Annotated in this window: 21 protein-coding genes and 2 tRNA genes; 15 read left to right on the top strand and 8 right to left on the bottom strand. The window is 52.4% G+C overall.

Translation table 11 applies throughout. The annotated features are described in order from the left end of the window. Positions 1-150: 150 nt before the first annotated feature. Genes dnaX through recR form a run of 3 tightly spaced genes read left to right on the top strand, consistent with a single transcriptional unit; the run spans position 151 to position 3000 of the window. Entirely contained in the window at positions 151-2007 is a 1857-nt protein-coding gene (gene dnaX / locus BN98_RS08490) for a DNA polymerase III subunit gamma/tau (RefSeq protein ID WP_019189411.1), read from the top strand. A 26-nt stretch (positions 2008-2033) separates the two neighbouring features. Next, positions 2034-2369: a YbaB/EbfC family nucleoid-associated protein gene (locus BN98_RS05065; protein ID WP_019189412.1), complete on the top strand. Its 336-nt coding sequence runs from the start codon at positions 2034-2036 to the stop codon at positions 2367-2369. A gap of 16 nt (positions 2370-2385) precedes the next feature. Then, positions 2386-3000, top strand: a complete 615-nt coding sequence (gene recR, locus BN98_RS05060) for a recombination mediator RecR (protein ID WP_019189413.1) — start codon at positions 2386-2388, stop codon at positions 2998-3000. Positions 3001-3028: 28 nt separating this feature from the next. Here the strand turns inward: recR and BN98_RS05055 are convergent, their stop codons facing one another. Beyond that, entirely contained in the window at positions 3029-3784 is a 756-nt protein-coding gene (locus tag BN98_RS05055; protein WP_019189414.1) for a gamma-glutamyl-gamma-aminobutyrate hydrolase family protein, read from the bottom strand. Positions 3785-3853: 69 nt separating this feature from the next. On the opposite strand from BN98_RS05055, the gene alr reads away from it, so the two are divergent. The 3 genes from alr (at position 3854) to BN98_RS05040 (ending at position 7453) form a co-directional block, all read left to right on the top strand. Next, positions 3854-5086 carry an alanine racemase gene (alr, locus tag BN98_RS05050; RefSeq protein WP_019189415.1) on the top strand — a complete coding sequence of 411 codons (1233 nt, stop codon included), beginning with the start codon at positions 3854-3856 and terminating at the stop codon, positions 5084-5086. Between the two features lie 113 nt (positions 5087-5199). Beyond that, complete coding sequence (locus BN98_RS05045; RefSeq protein WP_019189416.1) at positions 5200-6177, top strand: DMT family transporter; 978 nt, start codon at positions 5200-5202, stop codon at positions 6175-6177. A gap of 1 nt (position 6178) precedes the next feature. Beyond that, positions 6179-7453, top strand: coding sequence for an adenylosuccinate synthase (locus BN98_RS05040; protein ID WP_019189417.1), 1275 nt, complete (start codon positions 6179-6181; stop codon positions 7451-7453). 1019 nt (positions 7454-8472) lie between these two features. Here BN98_RS05040 and BN98_RS05030 read toward each other — a convergent pair. From BN98_RS05030 to BN98_RS05015, 4 genes are all read right to left on the bottom strand, one after another. Then, on the bottom strand, positions 8473-9729 hold the full coding sequence (locus BN98_RS05030) for an FAD:protein FMN transferase (RefSeq protein WP_019189419.1): 1257 nt from the start codon (positions 9727-9729) through the stop codon (positions 8473-8475). Positions 9730-9819: 90 nt separating this feature from the next. Next, a tRNA-Val gene (locus tag BN98_RS05025) sits at positions 9820-9893 on the bottom strand. Between the two features lie 90 nt (positions 9894-9983). Beyond that, positions 9984-10193, bottom strand: a complete 210-nt coding sequence (locus tag BN98_RS05020) for a YtxH domain-containing protein (RefSeq protein ID WP_019189420.1) — start codon at positions 10191-10193, stop codon at positions 9984-9986. Between the two features lie 392 nt (positions 10194-10585). Continuing rightward, positions 10586-10659, bottom strand: a tRNA-Val gene (locus tag BN98_RS05015). A gap of 1411 nt (positions 10660-12070) precedes the next feature. Between BN98_RS05015 and BN98_RS05000 the strand changes: the two genes are divergently transcribed. The 9 genes from BN98_RS05000 (at position 12071) to BN98_RS04960 (ending at position 20797) form a co-directional block, all read left to right on the top strand. Then, entirely contained in the window at positions 12071-13069 is a 999-nt protein-coding gene (locus BN98_RS05000; protein ID WP_019189422.1) for a phosphate ABC transporter substrate-binding protein, read from the top strand. A 220-nt stretch (positions 13070-13289) separates the two neighbouring features. Then, positions 13290-14330, top strand: coding sequence for a phosphate ABC transporter permease subunit PstC (gene pstC / locus BN98_RS04995; RefSeq protein ID WP_019189423.1), 1041 nt, complete (start codon positions 13290-13292; stop codon positions 14328-14330). Further along, positions 14330-15229 carry a PstA family ABC transporter permease gene (locus BN98_RS04990; protein WP_019189424.1) on the top strand — a complete coding sequence of 300 codons (900 nt, stop codon included), beginning with the start codon at positions 14330-14332 and terminating at the stop codon, positions 15227-15229. Before pstC ends, BN98_RS04990 begins: the two co-directional genes overlap by 1 nt. Before the next feature lie 37 nt (positions 15230-15266). Next, positions 15267-16043 carry a phosphate ABC transporter ATP-binding protein PstB gene (pstB, locus tag BN98_RS04985; protein WP_019189425.1) on the top strand — a complete coding sequence of 259 codons (777 nt, stop codon included), beginning with the start codon at positions 15267-15269 and terminating at the stop codon, positions 16041-16043. A 24-nt stretch (positions 16044-16067) separates the two neighbouring features. Beyond that, on the top strand, positions 16068-16721 hold the full coding sequence (gene phoU, locus BN98_RS04980) for a phosphate signaling complex protein PhoU (RefSeq protein ID WP_019189426.1): 654 nt from the start codon (positions 16068-16070) through the stop codon (positions 16719-16721). Between the two features lie 60 nt (positions 16722-16781). Then, on the top strand, positions 16782-17465 hold the full coding sequence (locus BN98_RS04975; protein ID WP_019189427.1) for a response regulator transcription factor: 684 nt from the start codon (positions 16782-16784) through the stop codon (positions 17463-17465). Between the two features lie 13 nt (positions 17466-17478). Further along, positions 17479-18597, top strand: a complete 1119-nt coding sequence (locus BN98_RS07955) for a sensor histidine kinase (RefSeq protein ID WP_019189428.1) — start codon at positions 17479-17481, stop codon at positions 18595-18597. A gap of 52 nt (positions 18598-18649) precedes the next feature. Then, a complete protein-coding gene (locus BN98_RS04965; RefSeq protein WP_019189429.1) occupies positions 18650-19597 on the top strand; it encodes an L-threonine 3-dehydrogenase in 948 nt (315 codons plus the stop codon). Between the two features lie 12 nt (positions 19598-19609). Beyond that, a complete protein-coding gene (locus BN98_RS04960) occupies positions 19610-20797 on the top strand; it encodes a glycine C-acetyltransferase (RefSeq protein ID WP_019189430.1) in 1188 nt (395 codons plus the stop codon). A gap of 157 nt (positions 20798-20954) precedes the next feature. Here BN98_RS04960 and gltS read toward each other — a convergent pair whose 3' ends face one another. From gltS to BN98_RS04945, 3 genes are all read right to left on the bottom strand, one after another. Beyond that, on the bottom strand, positions 20955-22193 hold the full coding sequence (gltS, locus tag BN98_RS04955; protein ID WP_019189431.1) for a sodium/glutamate symporter: 1239 nt from the start codon (positions 22191-22193) through the stop codon (positions 20955-20957). A gap of 118 nt (positions 22194-22311) precedes the next feature. Then, entirely contained in the window at positions 22312-23430 is a 1119-nt protein-coding gene (locus BN98_RS07950; protein WP_019189432.1) for a Maf family protein, read from the bottom strand. Between the two features lie 289 nt (positions 23431-23719). Continuing rightward, complete coding sequence (locus tag BN98_RS04945; RefSeq protein ID WP_019189433.1) at positions 23720-24961, bottom strand: aminopeptidase; 1242 nt, start codon at positions 24959-24961, stop codon at positions 23720-23722. Positions 24962-25075 lie beyond the last annotated feature (114 nt).

Genomic DNA, 25075 nt, shown 5'->3' with positions numbered 1-25075 from the left:
CCGGCGTCCCCATCCGCGCACCGTCCGTACCGCCGGACCCGCGAACCACGGCACCGCACAACGCTCATCCCCTGCACGCCACAGAACCGCACCCCACCCTTCGCACCCCACCTCGTTCATCGCTATGGTAAAATAAGACGGGAGGTTGCCATGCAAAAAGCTCTATATCGCGCCTATCGGCCACAGACCTTTGATGAGGTGGTCGGGCAGGATGCCATTGTGACGGCGCTGAAAAATCAGATCATGACGGGACAGATCGGGCATGCGTACTTGTTCGCGGGGACGCGGGGCACGGGGAAAACGTCGTGTGCGAAGATTTTCGCACGGGCGGTGAACTGTCTGGATTCGCATGACGGCAATCCTTGCAATGCTTGTGCGCATTGCCGGGCGATTTTGGACGAGACGACGATGGATGTCGTGGAGATGGATGCCGCATCCAATCGTGGCATCGATGATATTCGTGAATTGCGCGAGACCGTGATTTATCCGCCGGCGCAAGTGCGTTACAAGGTGTACATCATCGATGAAGCGCACATGATTACGAAAGAAGCGTTTAATGCGCTTTTAAAAATTATGGAAGAGCCGCCGTCGCATCTAATTTTTATTTTGGCAACGACGGAGCCGGAGCGGATTCCGGCGACGATTTTGTCACGTGTACAGCGGTATGAGTTTAAACGCATTGAGCCGGAAGTGATTGCGAAGCGCTTGGCGATGGTGGCCGAGGAGCAACAGCTTAGGATTACACCGGAAGCCTTGCAAGCCTTGGCATTGGCGGCCAATGGTGCGCTGCGCGATGCTCTTTCCTTGCTGGATCAGGTCATGGCGATGGGCGAGACGACGATCACGGAAGAGGTGGTGGATCGCGTGCTGGGTACGGCGGGCTGGGTTTCCCTCGAGGAACTCACACGCGATGTGCTTGCGGATCGCTTGACTGCGGCGATGGCCTATGCGCATCATTTGCTTGAGGAAGGTAAGGAAGCAGGTACGCTCATCAGCGAATGGATGCAGTATTTTCAGCAATTGCTGCTCGTCAAAGGCGGTGGCGCATCGCTGGCATTACCGATGGCGAAAGCCGAGCGTGAAGCGATGGAAGCGATGGTGGCCAACGTTGCGCTATCGCGGCTTTTGGATTCCATCGATGTATTGGTCGAAACGGATGTCTTGTTGCGCAAATCGGACGCGGCGGAGACGCTCTTCTTAGCCACGGTGGCTCGTTTGGTGGATTACACCTCGCCGAAGCGACTGGAAAGTCGACTGGCGGCGGTGGAAGCCAAACTGCAGATGGTGGAGCGATGGCAATCGCCGGAAAAAGCAGTGCAAGAAGCGGTTGACAAAAAGTGGCTTGCCGCGGGACCGCCGGCAGTCATAGCGACTCCCGCTCCCGCGCCGCAGTCAGCTCCCGCACCACAGTCGGAGCACGCGCCAACCGCAGCACCAAAGCCGCAGCCGACTCCAACTCCCGCACCGCAGTCAGCTTCGACACCGCAGCCAGCGCCCGCTCCCGCGACGCCGTCGTCGGGCAGCGCTTCTGCGATCGACCCGCTTGCATGGTATCGTGATCATGCATCGGAATGGCGTAAATTTGTCGTCGGTAAAAAGATTGTGGCGCCGTTTTTCTTGGATCGATTTGATAAAATAGAGGTGTCGCGTTCGGAAGTGTTTGTAACCTTTGCGCCGGAAAACGCCATGCAGGAAGGCGTCCTGAAGGGCAAGGAAAAGGAGCTGTCCGAAGCGCTGTCAGAATTCACCGGGAAGCCGTGGAAAGTACACATCGGTGAAGTGGCGCACACTACGCCGAATTCCGCAGCGCCTGCAAAAGTAGCGCCACCGGCGACAGCAGCGCCATCGCCGGAAAAAGTGCCGGAAAAAGCGCAGACCAAAGTGCCGGAAAAAGCCACGGAGACGGTGGTGCAACCATCGCCGGCGCAAGAAAAAGCACAAACGGAAGACTGGACTTGGCAAGAATTACAGCGCGTGATTCCGCCTGAACTGTTAGAGAAAAAATAAGGTCGTATTTGATCGAGGAGGAGAAGATGAAGGGTTTCAAAGGGCCGTACGGCGGCAACAACATGGGCAATATGATGAAGAAGATGCAGCGTCTGCAAAAACAAATGGAGGAGACGCAGCAAAAAATCGATGCGACAGAGATTGAAGCCAGTGCCGGTGGCGGCATGGTGAAAGTCAAAATGAACGGCAAGCATGAATTGCTGGAATTGGTATTGGATCCGGAAGTGGTAGATCCGGAAGATACGGAAATGCTGTCGGATTTGATCATGGTTGCGGTGAATGATGCGATTCATCAGGCATCGGCGTTGAACGAATCGGAGATGGGACGTCTGACGGGCGGCATAAATATTCCGGGACTCTAAGCGAAGGGAGAATAGCATGAACGAATTTCCGGCATCGGTGGAGGTGCTGATCGAGAAATATCGGCAGCAGCCCACCATCGGAAAAAAGACGGCACAGCGTCTGGCGTTGCATGCGCTAAAGGATCCTGCCGCGACGCGCGCCTTTGCGCGAGCCCTTTGGGATGTCACAGAAAAAGTGCATCGCTGCCGGATTTGCGGCAATATTACCGAACAGGAAATCTGTCCCATTTGTGCTTCCGTGAAACGGGATCATTCCGTGATCACTGTGGTCGAAGAGGTGACGAATCTCTTGGCCATTGAGCGAGGGGCGAGTTACTTTGGCACGTATCATGTGCTTAACGGGTTGCTTTCGCCCATGGATCAGCGTGGACCGGAGGAAATCGGGGTGTCGCGGCTGCTCAAGCGTGTGAAAGATTCGTTGGCGACGGATACCCCGGTGAAAGAAGTGATTTTGGCGCTTTCGCCCACCGTAGAAGGGGAAACGACGATGCTTTTCCTGGCAGATCAGCTGGAAGCCTTTCCGGTGTGCGTATCCCGCATTGCCAGCGGCATTCCGGTGGGCGGATCGCTGGAATATTATGATGAACTGACGCTCGCACGAGCGATGCAGGATCGCCGTTCGATGAACTGAAGCGCCGAAAGATGGCCGATGGCCGACCTTAGCGATTCTTTTTCTCTTGTGCGCAGCGCACCAGCCAGGCAAAGAGTGCCTGTTGTTTCTCATTAGCGGGAGCCATCATTTCCGGGTGCCATTGAACCGCCAGAAAGTCGGGCTTACCGGGGCACTCCAGTGCTTCGATCACGCCGTCGGCGGCACGCGCCGTGACGCATAACGAAGGCGCTACATCTTTGACCGCTTGGTGATGGAAGGAATTGACATACGGCGCTTGGGGAAACAGCCGAGACAGCAATGAATGCGGCGCAATTTCCAGCGAATGCACCCCATAAAAGCGCGGAACCATTTCATTGCTGTGATAGAGGGACTCTGGCTTCTGCGAAGGCAGATCCTGATAGAGGGTACCGCCGAGGGCAACATTTAACAGTTGCATGCCGCGACAAACGCCTAAGATCGGCAGATCGTGTTTTACCGCCAGTTTAGCCAGAGCCACTTCATGGTTATCCTGTTCAGGCACCACCGGGCCGCATTCTTTGCGTGTGGTTTCACGATAAAGCAGCGTATAAATGTCGGCACCGCCACAAAAAATAATGCCGTCGAGCATGGCCAGCTGCTCTTCCCGCTCCACCTCTGTGCGGACGGTCGGAAGCAGGACCGGTACGGCGTCAGCGGCTAAGAGATTTTGGACAAAATCGTCAGTACAGACGTGGTAGCTTTGCCCGGGCACGCCCATATGAAGCAGGCTGCCGAGCGAATCGTTGTGGGTGTAAGTGGTGCTGAGACCGATTACGGGTTTCATAGCAGGCTCCTTTTCTTATTTTTTCTATTGTAGCCTGTCAAGGAATGAAGTCGCAAGGGGGGAGAAAGGATGAAGTCACAAGCAATCCTAGAGGTCAATTGTCACCTGGTGCGCGCCAATTTGGAAGCCATGCGCAAGGGCCGCCATGCGATGCGCCTTTGGGGCGTGGTGAAGGCCAACGCCTACGGACTGGGCGCAGTACCGGTGGCACGTGCGATTCACGATCTGGTGGAAGGCTTTTGTGTGGCGACGGTCTCGGAAGCGATGCTATTGCGCGAAGCCATTCCGGATAAGCCGATTTTACTATTCGGCTATGTAGCACCCGAAGACGTAGCCGAAATGATTCGTCGCCAGATTGAACCGGCGCTTTCCACGGTAGAGGATGCCATGCGCTGGAATGCCGCGGCAAAAAAGCTGGGGGTGCGCCATCCCGTTCATATTGCGGTAGATACCGGGCATCGCCGGGTGGGATTCATCGCGGAGCAAGACGCTGCCGCACGCGATATTGCTGTCGTTGCTAAACTTCCATTCCTTACTATCGAAGGCATGTTCTCGCATTTGGCTACGGCAGATGAAGCGCCGTTTCCGAATGCCTTTGCAGAGGAGCAACTCTCCCGTTTCCGTACGCTGGCGCAAAAGCTTGAGGCGGCAGGTGTTACCATTCCGCTGCGCCACATTGCGAACGATGCGGGCTTGCTCTTTTTGCCCGAAGCCGATCTCTTCGAGGGCGCGCGTTTGGGGATTTGTCTCTACGGCGCGTATCCGTCGGCAGAGTGTGAAGCGGCCACTACAGTTTCATTGCAGATCCCGTATCGATGGACTGCACCGATTTCGCGTGTCAAATGGATGGAGGCAGGGGAAACCGTGGGCTATGGTCGTACCTGGCGCAGCCGGCGTAAGACCAAAGTGGCAACGGTACAGCTGGGTTATGCAGATGGCTATGTGCGATTGCTGTCCGGCCGCACTGCACTATCGGTGAAGGGTACGCTGTGTCGAGTTATCGGGCGCATTTGCATGGACCAGCTGATGGTGGATGTGACGGATGCACCGCCCGTGGAGGTGGGAGATCGCGTGCTCGTCATGGGTGCGGCGGATTGGAACCAAGCCGATTCCAAAGCCCTGCATGCCGAAACAGAAGCCGCCTTCCAAGCGCTTTTTAGCGATGCTCAAGCGGAAGTTTTTCCGGCACCGCAGGTACCGCGGGGCATTGCCGTCGACTGTTTAGCAGATCGTGCTGAGACGATTTCGTATGAAATTTTGAGCGGTATTGCTTCTCGTGTGCCGCGCTTTTATGAAAGCTAAACATTGACAAGCCATACGGTACGGGCGCATAAATACGTTATACGCTCAAAAATACGTTACAATGGATAGCGGGTGAAATGGCGGAAGGAGCAAACCAAAGAAAGGGCCGAACGATGAAAAAAATAATCTCGCCAAAAGCAGAATTTATCGCATCGATGCTGATTTTCAGCACGCTGGGATTTTTTCGACACGGGGTGTTATTTTCTTCTTCGCTGTTGGTGTTTTTCCGTGCACTTATCGGCAGCGCGTTCTTAGCCTTGCTTTTTGCCCTGGGACGCAGCCATTTTGCCTGGGAGGCTGTTAAAAAACATAAAAAACGGCTCGCCATTGCCGGCGCCATTACGGCACTGGACTGGATTCTCCTCTTTGAAGCCTACAAATATACCACCGTGGCCATAGCGACGATGTGCTATTGCATGTCTTCTTTGATTTTCCTGTTGGCTTCGCCTTTCCTTTTTGGCGAAAAGATCACGCGGCGTCGCGGCATTGCTGCCGCCTGCGCAGTGTTTGGTATGACGTTTGTCTCAGGCATGATTTCGGGAAAGCTAACGGGTGGCTTCGGGATTTTCTTAGCCCTGATGGGGGCGTGTTGCTATGCGGCCGTCATGGCCCTGGGCAAGGATCTTTCCGATATCGATGGCATGAGTCTCGCCTGTGTGGAGATGGGCATTGCCTCCTTGGCGGTTTTGCCCTATGTCCTTTTTACGGAGGATTTCAGCGCGATTCAGATAGATCTGCGCTCTATCGTGTATACTGTTATCTTGGGCGTGGCGCATACGGGCATTGCCTATTCATTGTGGTTTAGTGCCCTGCAGCATCTTGCGGCACAAAGCATTTCCCTGTTGAGTTATATCGATCCGGTCTCTTCGGTGTTTGTTTCGGCCATTCTTCTGAGTGAACCGCTCACACCGATCACCGCGATAGGCTGTGTGATCGTCATCGGCTCTATGGTTTATGGGGAGCTTGGCGATGGCAAAGCCAAACAAACGCCGGCGTCTGCATCGCTGTCCCAAGGCGGAACGACAGCGGCAACGGTTCGAAAATCCGTCGGCGTAAACTCTTTACAACCGTCAAACGAATGGAGGAAGTAATATGGCACATGGCGCCATTGTTGGCATTAACTGGGGCGATGAAGGCAAAGGCCGTATGGTCGATCTTCTCACCGAACAATACGACGTGGTCGTTCGCTACCAAGGCGGCGGCAACGCCGGTCACACCGTCGTGAACGACAAGGGCACATTTGCGCTCCATCTGTTGCCGTCAGGCATTTTCCGTCCCGAGGTGATCAACATTCTTGGCAACGGGGTAGCGGTGGATTGCGAGAATCTGCTCAAAGAAATGCAGGAAGTGGAACAAAAAGGTGTACCCCTGGAGCCTTCTCATTTCATGATCTCCGAGCGCGCTTCCCTTGTCCTGCCCTGGCATCGCGACCTTGACGCCCTCGAAGAGGCGCGTCTGGCTGATCGGAAATTCGGCTCCACCAAGCAGGGCATTGCTCCCTTCTATGCCGATAAAGCCGCCAAGAAAACCATCATGGCCGGCGAATTGCTCTATCCCGAGCATCTGCGCAACCATGTGGAACAGTTGGTCGAATGGAAGAATCTTACATTGACCAAAGTTTACGGCGCTCCGGCAACGACAACCGAAGAGGTTCTTTCTTGGCTTAAACAATATGCCGAGCCCTTAAAGCCATACATTCGTAACACCGCCAAGGTTCTCCGTGAAGCCGATCGTGCCGGCAAAAAGATTCTCTTTGAAGCGCAACTTGGCGCTCTGCGCGACTTGGATCTGGGCATTCATCCATACACCACCTCATCCAACTCCCTGGCCGCTTACGCACCCGTCGGCTCCGGTTTCCCCGCCGTGCACATTCAAGACGTACTCGGCGTCGTCAAGGCCTACTCCAGCTGTGTCGGTGAAGGCCCCTTTACCTGCGAATGGTTCGGCGACCAAGCCGAAGCCCTACGCAAAGCCGGCAACGAATACGGCGCAAAAACCGGCCGTCCCCGTCGCGTCGGCCCCATCGATCTCGTTGCCACCGGTTATGGTGTGGACGCCCAAGGCGCGACAGCCATTGCTCTCACTAAGCTCGACGTACTAAGCTACCTCGACGAAATTCCCGTCGTTGAACGCTACCGCATCCATGGCGATGAAACCGACGAATTCCCATTCCCAGAGCTTTTGAATGACGCCGAACCCGTCGAAACCACCCTTCCGGGATGGAAACAGGACATCTCCGGCTGCCGCACCTGGGACGATCTCCCGCAAGCCGCCAAAGACTACGTCCTCTACCTTGAAAAAGCCATCGATTGTCCAATTCGTTACGTCTCCGTCGGTCCCGAACGCGAAGCGATCATTTTGCGATAAGCAGCAGAAGGTGCGACGTTATAATAGCAATCACAACCAGCAATTCCTCTAATACCAGAAGTTGAAGGCGGCCTGCAAGGCCACCTACCATAATGGCATATTACGAAAGCCGACCCGTACAGGTCGGCTTCTTTTTTTGCGAATTGGCCCCCCACGATAACGAATGTCGTGCCTTTTGAGGAAAAATGGCGGAGGCACGGTCAGAAATGCGGGACAGATGGCATGGCCGACCGTGCCTTTTGCAAAAAATGGTCAAAGGCACGGTCGAAATCGGAGGTTGTGGGGCGCGGCCGACCGTGCCTTTTGGAAAAAAACGTCAAAGGCACGGTCGAAATCGCGAGGCAAAGGGCGCAGGCGACCGTGCCTTTTGTAAAAAAGCGACAAAGGCACGGTCGAAATTGGAGGTTGTGGGGTGTAGCCGACCGTGCTTTTTGGAAAAAAACGTCAAAGGCACGGTCGAAACCGTGGGTTGTGGGGTGTAGTCGACCGTGCCTTTTGCAAAAAATGGTCAAAGGCACGGTCGAAATCGCGAGGCAAAGGGCGTGGCCGACCGTGCCTTTTGCAAAAAAGCGTCAAAGGCACGGTCGAAATTGCGAGGCAGAGGGCGCAGGCGACCGTGCCTTTTGTAAAAAAGCGACAAAGGCACGGTCGAAATCGGAGGTTGTGGGGTGTAGCCGACCGTGCCTTTTGCAAAAAATGGTCAAAGGCACGGTCAAAATCGGCGGTTGAGGGGTGTAGTCGACCGTGCCTTTTGCAAAAAAACGACAAAGGCACGGTCGAAATCGGAGGTTGTGGGGTGTAGGCGACCGTGCCTTTTGCAAAAAAGCGTCAAAGGCACGGTCGAAACCGGAGATCAATGGGCACCGGCGTCCTAGAATAGGCGCCTTCGGCGCCGGAAGGAGTCGGCCTGACGGCCGACGATTGGTAAATAAGGAAGGCGCCCCGCCGGGGCGCCTCCTATGGTAAAAAGCCGACCCGCATGGGTCGGCTCCTCACATCCTGCCTTAAAACACCCCTCTTTATTGCTGCGGTTGTGCCAGCGTCACATCCGCTTGCATACCGGGCGTCGCATTGACATGCATGTTCTGATCCACCCAGAGCACTTCCACGCCGGCGTCCTTGTAGTTCTCCAAAATTTTCTGGGCCTCCTCCGGCGTCGCTATAAAGAAAGCCGTGGAGAGAAGGTCGGCCAGACCGGAATCTGCGGTGCGCACGGTTACCGAGGAATACGCAGTAGCCGGATAGAGCGTTTGCGGATCGATGATGTGCGCATAACGCACACCATTCAGCTCAAAGTAGCGTTGATAATCGCCAGAGGTCACCATCGAGGTATTGGCCTTAACAGCGGCCTTCGCAATAATGTCCTGATTGTCAGAACGCGGATGCACAATGCCAACATTCCACGTGGCACGCCCATCGATAGGCGTTCCGATGACCTTGACATTGCCACCAGCGCTGATAAGACCATGCGCAAAGCCCGCTTCCATCAATTTTTTAGCAATGCATTCTGTCGCGTAGCCCTTGGCCACCGCGCCGGCATCGAGCTTGAGATCCGGGTCTTGGAAGTACACGGTTTTCTTTTTCGGATCCAGAACGAGATCATTGATATTGCGATGCTTGGCCGACGCTTCCAGCGCTGCCTTTGTGGGCAAGGTAATCGGGGCATGGGAAGTGGTATCGCTATGCGACGCATCGTGCTCGTGCTCTTCCTGTTCCGCAATAGCCGCCTCACGCGTGTCATGCCAAAGCGTCAGCGTTGCGCCCATGGCAATGTTCACCTTGCCCAGCGTTTTCGCATAGTTCTCTTTGCTAAACGCGAGCATCGAAAAAAGATCATCCTCTACGGCTACCGGCGCCTGGGCGGCCGTCTTATTCAAGGTCATCAGATTTGTGACACCCTCATATTCCTTGTAGTTATCATAAAGCTTATGCAATCGCTCAAATTCCGTCCGACAGAGCGTAAAATAGCGATCGAATTCTTTTTCATCTTTTGTATACGCGACGAACTGAATCATCGTATCAAAAGCATCATAAAAGGTACCGGTATTTTTGTACCATTTGGTCCCATCTTCGCCATCTACCCAGGTGCCTTGCCCCGTAAGAGGCATTTTTTCCAACGCTTCAGTCGTGAGCTTCGGACCCTCGGAATCAGCAGAAACCGAAGAGGCTGCCGAAGAATCGCTTTGCTCTTGGCCATTCGGCTTTGCCGGCGACTGGCAACCCGCCAGCAGGCACATCGCTACTCCAAGCGCAACCGCTTTTTTGACAAATTTCATGACTCCTCCTTTAGCCTTCCGCCATGCCTTGCAGGCGCTGCCTAATAAAAAAGCCCGATCCGCATTCGCAGGACCGGGCGCTTTACGTGATGGACCACACTGGAATCGAACCAGCGACCTCCACGATGTCAACGTGGCGCTCTAACCGACTGAGCTAATGGTCCGTACTCGAAAAATAATAACAGAATCCGGCGATGGTGTCAATAAAAAGAAGGCCGCCCGCCGGCAGCCTTCTCTTATCCTTCATGATAAAATTACTTTCCAATATTGCCCAAAAAGTCTTTGACGTTCTCAACGCCTTCTTTTGCTTTCTCTTTCAAATCCTCAGCGCCTTCTTTTGCCTTATCTTTCAAATCCTCAGCGCCATCGCTAACTTTCTTGCCGACATCTTTGCCCATGTCGCTGACATTCTTACCGGCCTCATCAATTTTTTCTTTTGCATTCTCCAAAAAATCTTTTGCCATGATAATCTCCTTTTTGTGACGTTTCTTCGCAACATTCCATGTTAAAACAAGCCGTTTCTTTCGCCGCCTTGCTTCGGCTTTTCCGGCGTCGCCCGGAAAGGCAACACCACAGAAAACTTTTTGTTCAAGCCTAAATTTCCTGTCTATTCTTTAATACCCAAAAACCCTTTCCATAAAACGAAAAATGATCACCTCGTATCATAACAATGCACCGCTACGGATTTATCGACCGGCGTCTGTTGGCACTGGTAGGCGTCGCCATTTTATGCCATCTCATAGTAATGGGATAGGAACTATGTTTCGGTAGCAACTGCGTCTGTCCCGGGCCCTTATGACAATGGGAAAGCTTCTATATAAAAAAACGACGAAGCCTGCGCTTCGTCGTTAATGCTTGGATCATGTTGGACTCGAACCGACGACCTCCACGATGTGAACGTGGCGCTCTAACCAGCTGAGCTAATGATCCATACGATTGAAAAATTATAACATGGAATCCCTGATTGCGCAAGCGCCGGCGGCATACCCTGTAGAAAGGTGCGCTTCAGCGCCATACCACTGGGCGTTCACAAAATAAGAAGCACTCGGAAGAAGGCGTGATCTTAAGCAGGGATTGTGGGCGTCGAGACCCGTCCCCGACCGTGCCTTTTACAAAAAAACGTCAAAGGCACGGTCAAAATCGGAGCAAAGAGGTCGTGCCCGACCGTGCCTTTTGCAAAAAAGCGTCAAAGGCACGGTCAAAACCGGAGCAAAGAGGTCGTCCCCGACCGTGCCTTTTGCAAAAAAGTGGCAAAGGCACGGTCAAAATCGGAGCAAAGAGGTTGTGCACGACCGTGCCTTTTATAAAAAAACGTCAAAGGCACGGTCAAAACCGGAGCAAAGAGGTCGTCCCCGACCGTGCCTTTTGGAAAAAAACGTCAAAGGCACGGTCGAAACCGGAGCGAAGAGGTCGTCCCCGACCGTGCCTTTTATAAAAAAACGTCAAAGGCACGGTCAAAATCACAGCGAAGCAGGCGTGCCCGACCGTGCCTTTTGCAAAAAAACGTCAAAGGCACGGTCAAAACCGGAGCGAAGCAGGCGTGCCCGACCGTGCCTTTTGCAAAAAAACGTCAAAGGCACGGTCAAAACCGGAGCAAAGAGGTCGTGCGCGACCGTGCCTTTTACAAAAAAGTGGCAAAGGCACGGTCAAAATCGGAGCAAAGAGGTCGTGCCCGACCGTGCCTTTTGCAAAAAATGAGCAAAAGCACGGTCGAAACCACAGCAAAGCAGTCGTCCCCGACCGTGCCTTTTGCAAAAAAGCGGCAAAGGCACGGTCAAAATCACAGCGAAGCAGGCGTTCCCGACCGTGCCTTTTACAAAAAAGCGGCAAAGGCACGGTCAAAATCGTGAGGCAGACGGCACAACCGACCGTGCCTTTTGCAAAAAAGCGTCAAAGGCACGGTCAAAACTGCGGGGCAGAGGTCGCACCCGCCTCCGAATGTAGCCCCCGACCACGCCTCATGCAAAAAACACGCACAGCCACGCTCCCCCCAAAAGGACTCCGCGACAACGCCACCATGGTCACCCCCGCCCAAATGAACTCTGTGATCGCGCCCCATCCCGCGCTCATCGCTAACAGGCCATTCCACACAGACACGGCGCGGTTCGCATGGATTTTACATAACCTTAACAAAAAGACTCTCCTTGTTTTAACCTGACTCTCTTATGCTATGAACTGTACACAGCGTATGGAGTGGGGTGTTTCCCATGGACTGTCCACGTTGCGTAGTCCTTCTGACAGAGATCTGCGGCATTGCTGCGGATGTCCGAATCATTCGGAAAACGCTGTGCGAGTACAGAAGGACCGAACAATTCTTAAATAAAAGAAAAGGTGGTATTCAATGAAATCAACCATGAAGAAAGTATTGGGCACGTTGTTGGCGTTTGCGCTCGTCGTGACACTGGCTGCTTGCGGTGGCAATGACAAAAAAGACCAGAGCAGCGCTGCTTCCGAAGCATCCAGCAATGCAGCAACTTCGGAACAATCCAAAGCAGATGCTTCGTCGGGAGCCGCTACAAAGGGTGGCGATGTGGATCCGAGTCTGAAGGGCCAGATCAGCGCATCCGGTTCGTCGGCATTGAAGCCGTTGGCAGATAAAGCGGCGGAAGCATTCATGCAGAAGGCAACGGGCGTGGCCATTACCGTAAACGCGGGTGGTTCGGGCCAGGGCCTGAAAGACGCTGCTGCCGGTACTGTTACGCTGGGTATGTCGGATGTTTTTGCTGAGGACAAACTGGAAGCGGATCAGGCAAAAGGCTTAGTTGACCACAAGGTTTGCATCATCACGATGGCTCCGATTGTTAATGAAAAGAACAAAGTTGCTGATTTAACACAGCAGCAGATGATTGACATCTTCACCGGCAAGGTAACGAACTGGAAAGATGTCGGTGGCGATGATAAGCCGATCATGCTGATCACTCGTCCGTCTTCCTCCGGTACGCGTGCTCTGTTCACGAAGTTCGCTCTGAATGGTGCGGACGAGACCAAGGGCTCCATGGAAACAGATAACTCAGGCGAATTGCTGCAGAGCGTAAAGCAGAACGAAGGCGCCATCGGTTATGTGGCTCTGTCCTACCTCGTTGGTGACCAGGCCAAAGGTGTCAAGGCGGTTAAACTGGACGGCGTAGAACCGACGTTGGAAAACACCTACTCGGGTAAATATCCGGTATGGGGCTTCGAACATGTTTATACAAAAGGCGAAGCACAGACTCCGGCAAAAGAATTCCTAGACTACTTCATGGGTGAAGAGTTTGGTAAGAACATCGAAGAGATGGGCTATGGCGTATCTTCGAAATTGGCTGCGGACGCTATGAAGGGTCATGATACCCCGATGAAGTAAAGCAAAGTCTCCTTCACAACTTCGAGTGTTCGTCCGAACATTCGGAAGGTTAGAGTCCGACAATAGGAAACTGCGGAGGCATTGTGAAATGAGAGTTTCGCAATGCCTCTTCCTTTACGGCTGGTGTTTTCGGCAGGGAAGAGCCCCTTAATCGGAACATTTTTGAAGCGAGACGTCCTGTAGAACCGGGACATTCTTTAGAACCAGATTGGACGTGCATATGGCTACGAAACAACAAGAAGCAGCGTCTTCGTCATTGGTGAAGACACGTGAAAAGAGACTGCGCACGCCGGGAGAGGAAAAGTTCAGAAGAGAGTACTTGGGACGCGGATTTGTGACCTTCATGGGGTTACTCATCATAGCCATTACCATCGCTATTCTTCTATTCCTGCTTGTGCGCGGGACAGCCTCCTTCACGCAGTTCAAGCATGGTGTGATGGACTTTCTTTTTAGCGAAAATTGGAATCCTACGGACTCCTTTGATTCACCGGGGAAGGGCAGCATCGGGGCCGCGGTGTATATCTTCGGCTCCATCCTCACCTGCGGTCTGGCCATTCTATTGGCCACGCCGTTTTCGCTGGGGGCAGCGATTTTTATGACAGAAATTGCTCCGAAATGGGGCAAAACCATTTTTCAACCGGCCGTGGAAATCTTCGTTGGTATTCCCTCCATTGTCTATGGCTGGGTGGGCTTGACCGTGTTGGTGCCTTGGATTCGTGATACTTTCCATGCCCCGGTAGGCGGCTATTCCGTGTTAGCGGCCGTGATCGTATTGACAGTTATGATCTTTCCGACCATCACCACGTATATCACGGATACCATTCGCGGTGTGCCGGATAGCTATCGCCAGGCAGCCTATGGCATGGGATCTACGCGCTGGCAGGTCATTAAGAACATCGTCATTCCGGCATCCAGCACCGGTATTTATACCGGCATTATTTTGGGGCTGGCACGTGCATTCGGCGAAGCATTGGCCGTTTCCATGGTGATTGGGCGTACGCGTCTGTTCCCGAACGGCATTTTGTTTCCGACGGCGAACATCACCGGCATCTTGGCTTCCGATATGGGTAATACTATCGATGGAAGTGAAGCAAACATGGCACTTTGGAGTCTGGCATTGCTGTTAATGGTGATCTCTATTCTGTTCATTGTTCTAATCCATGTATTCTCGAATGTTCAGAAGAACAAACTGGAGCAGCAGAAGAGTGCGATGAAGGCGGCGGAAAAAGCCGACGTGGATCTGGATGAGGAGGTGGTGTGATGGACGAGAGAATGCGAAAGCGTATCGCCCAAGCCAAGAATGTGGATCGCTTCATGACGATACTGTTCTCGGCAATCGGCGGCTTCTTCCTGATCTTCATCCTGCTTTTAGCAGGCTATATTATCGTAAATGGCCTCATGAGCTACTTTCCGGGCGTTTTTTCCTTCTCATCCAAGGGTATCGGAAACCAGCTCTTTAATACCATTTATCTGCTGTTCCTTTCGTTGCTATTCAGCTGCCTGGTGGGCATTCCGGCAGGTATCTATATGGCAGAATATGCGAAACAGGGCAAAGTCACCGAATTCTTGCGGATGAGCATCGAATCTTTATCCTCGCTGCCGTCCATTGTTATCGGTTTGTTCGGCTACTTGGCCTTTGTGCTCACTTTTGGTGCCACCTGGAACCTGTTAGCTGGCTCCTTGACGGTATCCATTTTAAGTATTCCGCTCATTACCACCTCCACAGAGGACGCCATTCGCGCGTTGCCACGCAACTTTGTTGAAGGCAGCATGGCGTTGGGATCGACCCATTGGTACGCCATTGTGCACACCTTGCTGCCAGCGGCGCTGCCGCGTATCGGCTCCGGTATCATCTTGGCTGCCGGCCGTGTTTTCGGTGAAGCGACGGCGTTAATGTATACGTCGGGTATGTCTACCCGTATCGACTGGGCAAACTGGGACTTGACCTCTCCGCTAAACGCGTTAAACCCGCTCCGCACCGGCGAAACGCTGGCGTTGCATATTTGGGTTATGCGCTCGGAAGCTGTGGACCCGAACAGTGCGAAAATTGCTAACTTTTCGGCCGCTATCTTGGTCATTGTCGTGTTGCTGTTCTCAGTCATTGCGCGCAGAATTGTCAGCAACATCAACAAAAAGCAAACCGGAAGCGCTAAGAAGTAAAGCGTTCGACGGTTGAGAATCAGTGAAGGAGTCGTTGATGAATACGATTGAAACGCAGAACCAGCCCTTCAAATTCGAGGTGTCTGATCTGGACTTTTATTACGGCGAGTTTCAGGCGCTCAAGGGGATCAGTATGAATGTGAAATCCAATCAGATTACGGCATTCATCGGGCCATCCGGTTGTGGAAAATCCACCTTTTTAAAAACCATCAACCGTATGAACGATTTGATTCCCGATACGCGCGTGGATGGCAAGCTGCTCATGGATGGCAAGGACGTCTATAAAGATATGGATGCGTTGGAGTTACGTAAGCGTGTCGGTATGGTGTTTCAGCAGCCGAACCCGTTTCCGAAGAGTGTCTATGAAAACGTGGCCTACGGACCGCGTATTAATGGCATTCGTGACCGGCAGCAGCTGGACGAGATTGTGGAACGCAGCCTCAAGCAAGCGGCCATTTGGGACGAAATGAAGGATCGTCTACACAAGAGTGCGTTGGGACTTTCCGGCGGACAACAACAGCGTTTGTGCATTGCGCGTACTCTGGCAGTGGAACCGGAAGTCATCCTAATGGATGAACCGACCTCGGCATTGGACCCGATTTCCACGACGAAGATCGAAGACCTTATGTTTGATCTGAAAAAAGAGTTCACGATCGTCATCGTCACCCATAATATGCAGCAGGCAACGCGCATTGCCGATGAAACGGGCTTCTTCTATTTAGGAGAGCTGGTAGAGTTTGGCGATACCGTGCAAATTTTTGAAAATCCGCGCTATGAACGTACGGAGCGCTATGTTACGGGTCACTTTGGATGATGCCCGTCGGTGGGAGGAGAAAGTATGCGTAATAATTTTGAAAACAAACTGGAGGAATTGAACTCCAACTTGGTGTCCATGGGAGAAATGGTGAACCAGTCTCTCTCGTATGCGCTGGAGGCCTTAAACAGCAAGGATACATCGCATATCGATTTTGTGCTCCAACAGGAACCGGAGATCAATCAATTTTGCTCGGAGATTGAATCCGAGGCGTTGTTACTATTGCTGAAAGAGCAGCCGTTAGCGCGCGACTTTCGCTTTGTGTCGGCCGCCATTCGCATGAACACGGATATGGAGCGCATCGGAGATCAGGCAGAGGATATTGCTGTTCTGGTTAAACAGATGCTCAACTTCGGCTATAAACAGCGGAGCTTAGGTAGTCTGACGAAGATGTCAGAAATCACACAAACGATGGTTTCCAACGCCGTACGTGCGTTTGTGGAAGGGGACAGCGAACTGGCGTACGAAGCAGCCCAGATGGATGATGAAGTGGATGCCCTCTTTATCAAAGTCCGCGAAGAAGTCATCAATGATATTCGCACAGAAACCATCGATGCGAATTTGGCCATTGATCTGTTGATGATTTCAAAATACTTGGAGCGCAGTGCGGATCACGCGCAAAACATTGCGGAAGCCGTGGTATATTCCATTACCGGTGCGGTCGAAAAATTTGATTAGCTTTTTCGTCAACCGCTCTGCGCTTATTGCGGTTCTTTCTATCTTTCGAGAGGAAATGTCATGAAACAGGTTTTTATAGTTGAAGATGATCAAAATATACGGGAATTGATCAGCTATGCCTTGAATAACAACGGGTACAAGGCGCGCGGCTTTGCTGATGCAAAGGGATTGTACGAAGCGCTGGAAAAGGAAGAGCCGCCGATTCTCTTTTTACTGGATATCATGCTGGACGGAGAAGACGGTTACACCATCCTTGGAACACTGAAGAATCGGGTGGAAACCAAGGAAATTCCGGTGATCATGCTGACGGCGAAAACCAGCGAATACGACAAGGTGCGCGGGTTGGACATGGGCGCGGATGATTATATCACGAAACCCTTTGGGGTCATGGAACTCTTAAGTCGTGTGAAAGCGGTGTTGCGTCGCTATGGCGATAGCGAAGAGCGCTCGGTTTTAGTTCACAACGAAATCGAGATGGATCCGCAAAAACGGCAGACGTTGGTGAATGGAAATGAGGTACAATTAACCTACAAAGAGTTCGAGCTGCTCTATTATCTTATGAATAATTTAGACGTGGTCTTGTCGCGTGATCGGATTATGAATGAGATCTGGGGTTATGAATATGCCGGCGAAACGCGTACCGTGGATGTCCATATTCGTTCGCTGCGCCAGAAGCTGGGCGATGCGGGCAAGTACATTAAAACCGTGCGCAATGTCGGCTATAAATTGAGCAAGGATGCTTAACAGGAGGGGTGGAATGAAGCGTAATATTTGGTTCCGTTTTTTATTGGCGGGCATGATTTTTGCGCTCGTTTCCACCCTGATTTGTTTGTGGACGTTACATGCGGAACTGCCGGAGAAGACGCCGGTACAATGGGCAAAGATCATGTTTCCAGTGGTGTTGGAGCTTTCGATTGTGGCTGTCGTTTTGTCCACCATTTTCACGGATCGCATCTATGCTCAAAGCTTACGTCCGCTGCGCATGATGGTGAAATATTTAAACGGTTTGCTGTCGGGCAAAGTGACAGATGAGGTGCCCACGCTTGAAGCGGAAGAGGCGCTCGGGAGTCTATTGGAGACGAATAAAGAACGCACGCATTTCTTGCAGCAATTGGCGAATGTGCGCGAAAACGAAAATATGCGTCGCCAATTTTCCGCCAATGTGAGCCATGAGTTGAAAAGTCCGCTCACGTCCATTAACGGTTATGCGGAAATGATTGAATCCGGCATGGTGGGGCCCGAAGACACGCGCCGTTTTGCCGGTATTATCCATCGTGAAGGCATTCGCCTTCTGAATATGATCAATGAAATTATCCAGCTTTCAAAATTTGATACCGGGTATTCGGATTTTGATCAACGCGAGGAATTTGATTTACATAAAGCATTGTTACAGGAGATAGAAACCCTGGGATCGATGGCACAGGATCACCATGTTAAGCTCCATGTGGATGTGGAGGGCACAGGAAAAGATCAGGAAGTGCGCCTGTTCGGCAATCGGCGACTGATGACGGACGTATTGCGTAACCTGCTCAGCAATGCGATCAAGTATTCAAAGCCGGAGGGCGGATATGTCTTGACAAAGCTACGGCAAGACGAGGACAATATACTTATAATCGTGGAAGACGATGGCATCGGTATTGCGCCGGAAAACCAGGAACGCATTTTTGAACGTTTCTATGTGGTAGACCCGGGTCGTACGCGTACAGAGGGATCGGGAACCGGTTTGGGCCTTTCCTTGGTAAAGCATATTGTGCAGGTGCACGGTGGGACGCTTACGCTGGAAAGTGCCCTGGGCACGGGATCACGCTTTACCATTTCCCTGCCGCGCCGTAAGCAAGAAGCCGAATCCGTCGCAATCGACACTCCCGGGGCGTAGGGTTCTTGCGCCTTCGAGGGAGTAACGGTGAAAGGTAGCCGAAGGAGCAGGTATGCAAACGATTCTAATCACAGGCGGATTGGGCCAGATTGGGACAGAACTATCGTCCTATCTCAGGCGCGAGTATGGGGCGGAGCATGTTATTCTGACGGATGTGGTGCAGAAGGATTCCCCGGCGGTGGAAGCCGGCCCCTTTGAACTCTTAGATGTTACAGACGGCAAGCGTCTGGCGGAACTCGTGGACAACTATCACGTGGATACGGTGATGCATCTGGCAGCTCTTTTGTCTGCCGTTGCGGAAGCGCGTCCGCAATTGGCCTACCAAATTAACCTGGGAGGCCTTTTTCAGGTTCTGGAGGTAGCCAGAGAGAAGAATCTCTCTGTCTTCACGCCCAGTTCGATCGGTGCATTCGGACCGACCACCCCGAAAGTTACTCCGCAGGATACGATTCAGCGCCCGACAACAATGTACGGCGTGACCAAAGTCGCCGGCGAACTTCTGTGCGATTATTATTTCCGTCGTTTCGGCGTGGATACGCGCGGCGTTCGTTTCCCGGGACTGATTTCTTATGAGGCTCTGCCGGGTGGCGGCACGACGGATTATGCCGTGGAAATTTACTATAAAGCCATTCGTGACGCGCATTATACCTGCCCGATTGCCAAAGGCACGTTGATGGATATGATGTATATTCCCGATGCGCTGCGAGCGGTGCATGAATTGATGGAGGCGGATCCTTCGAAGCTCAAGCATCGCAACGCTTTTAATATCGCCTCCATGAGCTTTGCCCCGGAGGACGTTGCGGCGGCCATTCAAAAACAGATGCCTGCGTTCACCATGGAGTATGAGGTCAATCCGACCTTGCAGGCGATTGCCGATTCCTGGCCGGATCAGCTGGACGACAGTGCTGCCCAAGAAGAATGGGGCTGGAAGGCAAAGTACGATCTGGACACCATGACCACGGATATGTTGGAAAATTTAAAGAAACGTCTTACGAAATAGGGGAGGAGAATCATGAGCATTCACGACATGCAATATCTTGCGGAAAAAATTGAAGGGTTGAAACAAGACGGTCTCTATAAAACCTTTAAGGTGGTCGAAGGCCCGAATGAAGCGGAATGTGTCATTGATGGAAAAAAAGTCATCAATCTTTCCTCCAACAACTATCTGGGATTTGCTAATCATCCGCGTCTGAAGAAGGCCGCCATTGCCGCCATTGAAAAATACGGGGTTGGTGCCGGTGCGGTGCGTCCCATTAACGGAAACCTGTCTCTGCATGAGGAGCTGGAAAAACTCCTGGCCGAATTCAAGGAAGAGGAAGCCGTTATCGTCTACCAGTCCGGCTTTAACTGCAACGCCGGCACCATTCAAGCGGCGGTTGACGAAGGCGACTTGATTATTTCGGATGAATTAAACCATGCCTCTATTATCGATGGCTGCCGTCTTTCGAAGGCCAAGAAAACCGTCTTTAAGCATAGCGATATGAAAGATCTCGAGCGCGTGCTGAAGGAGCGTCGTGCGGAGTTCAATAAAGTTTTGATCATTACCGATGGTGTCTTTTCGATGGACGGCGATATCGCCAATTTGCCGGGCATCGTTGCCCTGGCGGAAAAGTATGATTGCATGACCTACGTGGACGATGCGCATGCTTCGGGCGTGTTGGGCCGCAGCGGCCGCGGTACGGTGGATCACTTCCATCTCCACGGCAAAGTGGACTTCATCATTGGTACCTTGTCCAAAGCCATGGGCGTTATCGGCGGCTATGTGGCGGGCAAACAGGTCACCATCGACTGGCTGAAGAACCGCAGCCGGCCGCTCCTGTTCTCTACTGGCAATACCCCGGCGGACACCGCTGCCATCATTGAAGCGGTTAAGATGCTGATGGAGAGCGATGCATACACCAACAAGCTATGGGACAATGCGCGCCTGTTTAAAGAAAAGCTTGGCAAACTGGGCTTTAACACCGGTCACAGCGAAACCCCCATCACTCCGATCATCATTGGCGACGAAGCCAAGACGGGCGCTTTCTCCGAAGCACTCTTTGAAAACGGCGTCTTCACCAGTCCGATCGTATTCCCGACCGTTCCGAAGGGGACCGGGCGTGTGCGCTGCATGATCACGGCGGCGCATACCGAAGAGCAAATCGAACGCGCTGTGGATATCATCGCGAAGGTCGGCCGTGAACTAGGCATCATCGAATAATACGAAAAAAACTGGCTGCTATGCCAGCGTCAATTGCAAAAATAAGAGGCTGTGCCATTTGGCACAGCCTCTTTACATCTGTTTTATTCCTCGGATTGCCGTGTGACTTCCGATGAAACGGTACGGGAGAAATATTCGTGCGATATAAAACAGCACCTTACTTTAAGTTCTGCACGAACATACGAATGAACGCGATGGTTTGCGGCTGATAAATAATATCCACCAAGAACGCACCGACAATCGGCACAATCATCATCGCTTTACGTGAATAACCATAGCGATCGTTGACCGCTGTCATGTTCACGATGGCAGAAGGCGTTGCACCCAGGCCGTGACCGCAGAGACCCGCACACATTACTGCAGCATCGTAGTCCGCACCCAAGATGCGGAAGATGATGAAGTAGGAAGCGAGACCCAGGAAAAGCACCTGGCAAATGACAACCAGCAACACGCCGCCAATCAGATCGGACAGCTGCCACAGTTTCAGCGTCATCAACGCCAAGGACAGGAACAGGTTCAGCATCACCGTACCGATACCGTCAACCAGCGCAAAATCAAAGTGGAAGAATTTATGCTTCTCGTTCAGGTTGCGCACGATGACGGCCAGGAACATTGCGCCGACATAAGTCGGGAAGTCCATTTTAATGAGTTTTCCAATCCAACCCGAAATGATCGAGCCGGCAGCCATGCAGCAGATGATGACAACGACGTTTTGAATGATTTCAAAGCTTGTCAGCGTATGTGTTTCGTCCGTCGTATTGATATCTGCAGCTGCCGTCGTGAAGTCTTCATTGGTCGGCTTCAGGTGGTGACGTTCGATAAGCAGACGACCCAGAGGGCCACCCAGCATAACGGCCGAAATCAGACCGAACGTTGCCGCTGCAGCACCCACCGTCTTAGCAATGGGATAGCCCATCCCGACGAAGGTATTGCCGTAGGACAGCGCAGCGCCATGTCCGCCGATCATCGAGATCGAGCTGGCCAGTAACGCATACGGCGGTTCCAGACCGGTGACGGCGGAAATGCCCATACCGATGCTGTTCTGGATGATGGAAACCACACCGCATACCAACCAGTAAATAATCAGCAATTTACCGCCGCTCTTCAGCAGCTTAAGGCTGGCGCCCAAGCCGACCGTTGTGAAAAATGCCAGCATAAATACGCTTTGGAAGGGATCATCGAATACAAAGGTAAAGCTTCCTGTGCTGTGGCCAACCCAAGTAATCAGCATGAAAATAAATCCACCAACGACCGGAGCAGGGATACAGAATTTCGCTAAAAAATTAACCTTCCTTACCAATAAGTACCCGATGAGAAGAAGTATGGCGGCTAACGCGAGCGTCAGCACGCTGTTGAGGTTGATAGTAAACAGATTGTCTATCACTTCAAATTTCATAATGCCTCCTTTTCATAATTGTACGCGACAGATGCACTTATACTATAACATAAAAACTTGAGAAAAGGTTTGTAGATGATAATAGGAATGGCACTGAAATCGTAAAACCGCCAACCTGCTACCGATTGTGGCGCAGGTAGTTGCGCAAGAAGATTTCGTCTTCTATCTCCAGATCGTGATTGCCGGCAAGCCCTTCGATATGGTGCTCAAATTCATGAAAGAGGGTTTCGCGTACATGGGGTTTTAACTGCTCGCGGTTGCACGTCGGAAATTGCTCGCGGAAGGAGCCGTAGTAGAGTTCGATATGGCGGCCGAGCGAATCTCGAACGTAGCGCCCCATCACCAACAGATCGTGGTTACGCGCCTTTGGATGGTATTCCACTTGCGGCTGGATTTGAATCAGACCGTTCAAATCACGGAAGAGAAATTCCGGCAATTCTTCCGCCAATTCCCGTACGATTCCCTCAAAAACGGCGATGGAAGGGAACACGTTATCCTCTGCATCGGTCATACTTGCCGCATTGACCGCGTTCGCGTCACCCGGACGACAAGCCGCTTTGTCACAGTCACGCCAAAGCACCACCCGCCCCGGCACATAATAGGGAGAAATGACCTCCCAGAGGGCGGAGACGGAAAAGCCGATCACTGTATAGGGATCCCCGCGCAGATCCGCAAGAAAGCTCGGCGGCATGTCCTGCAATCCGTAGGCGCCGGCGCGATCCAGAAGGGCGGGGGAGAGATAGGCTTTCAAGAGCGGCTCCATGGCGGGCACATAGGGAGAAAACGTCACTTGCGCAAAGGTCTCGTAATGTATCGTGGCGTGCAAGGTGCGCAGGCATACCGCCGTGATGACGGTGTGCGTTTTGCCGAAATAGGAGCGAAGCATCCGTTCTGCATCGTCAAGATTGTAGGGCTTGTTGTAAATTTCTTCGCCCATGACGACCATGGTATCGGCAGCAATGTAGAGGGTATTTGCTAAGAGAGAAAAGTCGGGATTGTTGCAGCCGGCTTTGGCCGCTGCCAGCGTGCGTGCGGCCTCCGTGGCGCGTTCCAACATGGGTTGTCCTTCGGTTTTTGCAAGCGACGCCGCCCTTATAGCCGGTTCATCGACAGCGACATGGTCACGCATCGGATGCAAAAAGGAGAGCAACGCCCGGCGTCGCGGCGATCCGCTCAACAACACGGTATGTTCAAAATAATCCGGCTTACCATCGATTTGCAGTGAAGTGGTAAACATAAAACCTCCTTCGGAACCTAGGCACAGAAGCGTACCCATCGCTGCCCTAGCGCTAAAATTATCGATTTCAACACAAAGAAATCAAAATCCCACTTCGCAAGTATGATATACTACTATCGGATTAGAAATATCTAATCAATGCATGCATATCAACTGACGTATAGCGTATTTCGTCTTCCTTTGTTCTGCTTTCAAACGAAGCACGAAATGAAGCATCCGACGGCCGCCGAGGCCGTCGGATTTTTCTTTATAGGGGGGGGAAGTGCATCTGCTTTGCCCCCGCCATACCTTATTCAAGAACGAAATTCCCATCCTTAAAGATGTTATGCGTTTTGCCGTCATGTGTCGTTCCAACGATGGAAAGATCCGCTGTGCCCACCATGAAATCTTCATGAATTTGCGAAACGTTGGCACCGTGTTTTAGCAGGTCTTCGTCGCTCATGGCATCACCACCCTCGAGCGTGGTCGGATAGCTGGCGCCAAAGGCAAAGTGACAAGAGGCGTTTTCATCAAAAAGTGTCTCATAGAAGAGCGTTTTTGCGTTGGAAATAGGGGAGTCGTAGGGCACGAGTGCGATTTCGCCCAGACGCACTGCGTTTTCATCCTCAGCGAGCAACGCTTTAAGGGAAGCCTCCCCTTTTTCAGCGGTGTAGGATACCACTGCGCCCTTTTCAAAGTGCAGCGTAAAGTCTTCGATAAGACTGCCGTTATACGCCAGCGGACGCGTGGCGACAAGCGTCCCGTCCACGCCTTCCCGATGCGGCATCGTGAAGACTTCTTCGGTCGGCATGTTCGGCACGAAGGGGACCCCCGTTTGATCGGTAGAAGTGGCAGCTAACCAGAGATGCCCTTCCGGGAGACGCACAGTGAGGTCCGTGCCGTTTGATGCCGTATAATGCACAGACGCAAAGCGATAGGCATTTAACAGATCCGCGCGGTGCTGTAATCGCTTTAAATGTTCTTGCCAAGCTTGCACCGGATCGGGCAAATTTAGACGCATCACCTCAAAAATTTGCTCCCACAGGCGATCCACGGCAGCGTCACTGTCCGCCGCATCCGGATACACTTTCATTGCCCATGCCGGTGAGGGAATGGCAGCAATGGTCCAGGAGATTTCATCGTTCATGGTGTAGTGACGCAACGGCTGAAACTTGCGATTCATCGCCATGGATGCCCTCTGTACGCGATCGGGATCGACACCGGTTAGAGCTTCGGGATCGGCAGAAATCAGGTGAATCATGTGAGTGCCTTTTTTGCAATAGTATTCGCGGCGCTCATAGAGAAAATCCGGCACTGTTTCCAGGACTTCCATGGACGCGTGCTCCAGACGCAGACGGCGAAGCGTGTCATCGCTCCAATCCACCAGCACTTCTGAGGCACCTTTTTCGTAAGCATAGCGCGTCATCAGACGGACAAAGGGAGCCGTCTCCACGGACGCCTGAATCCAAACCGGAACGCCGGCCTGCACATTGGACCCCACCTCCACGACGAGACGGGCATAGGCTTCGAATCGTTTGTCGTTTTGCTTCATAGTTCCTCCTTGAAAAACGGGTACCATAACACCAGCGTACTATGGCAGAATCATCTGCTTTTTATTATAGCCAAAGAAGCGCGTGCCGAACACACGCCATCCCTTGCCGATGCA

It is taken from the genome of Levyella massiliensis, from assembly GCF_000308275.2.
Taxonomy (GTDB): domain Bacteria; phylum Bacillota; class Clostridia; order Tissierellales; family Peptoniphilaceae; genus Murdochiella; species Murdochiella massiliensis_A.
Note: the sequence above shows the minus strand (reverse complement) of the source record. Positions and strands in the feature narration are given on the sequence as shown.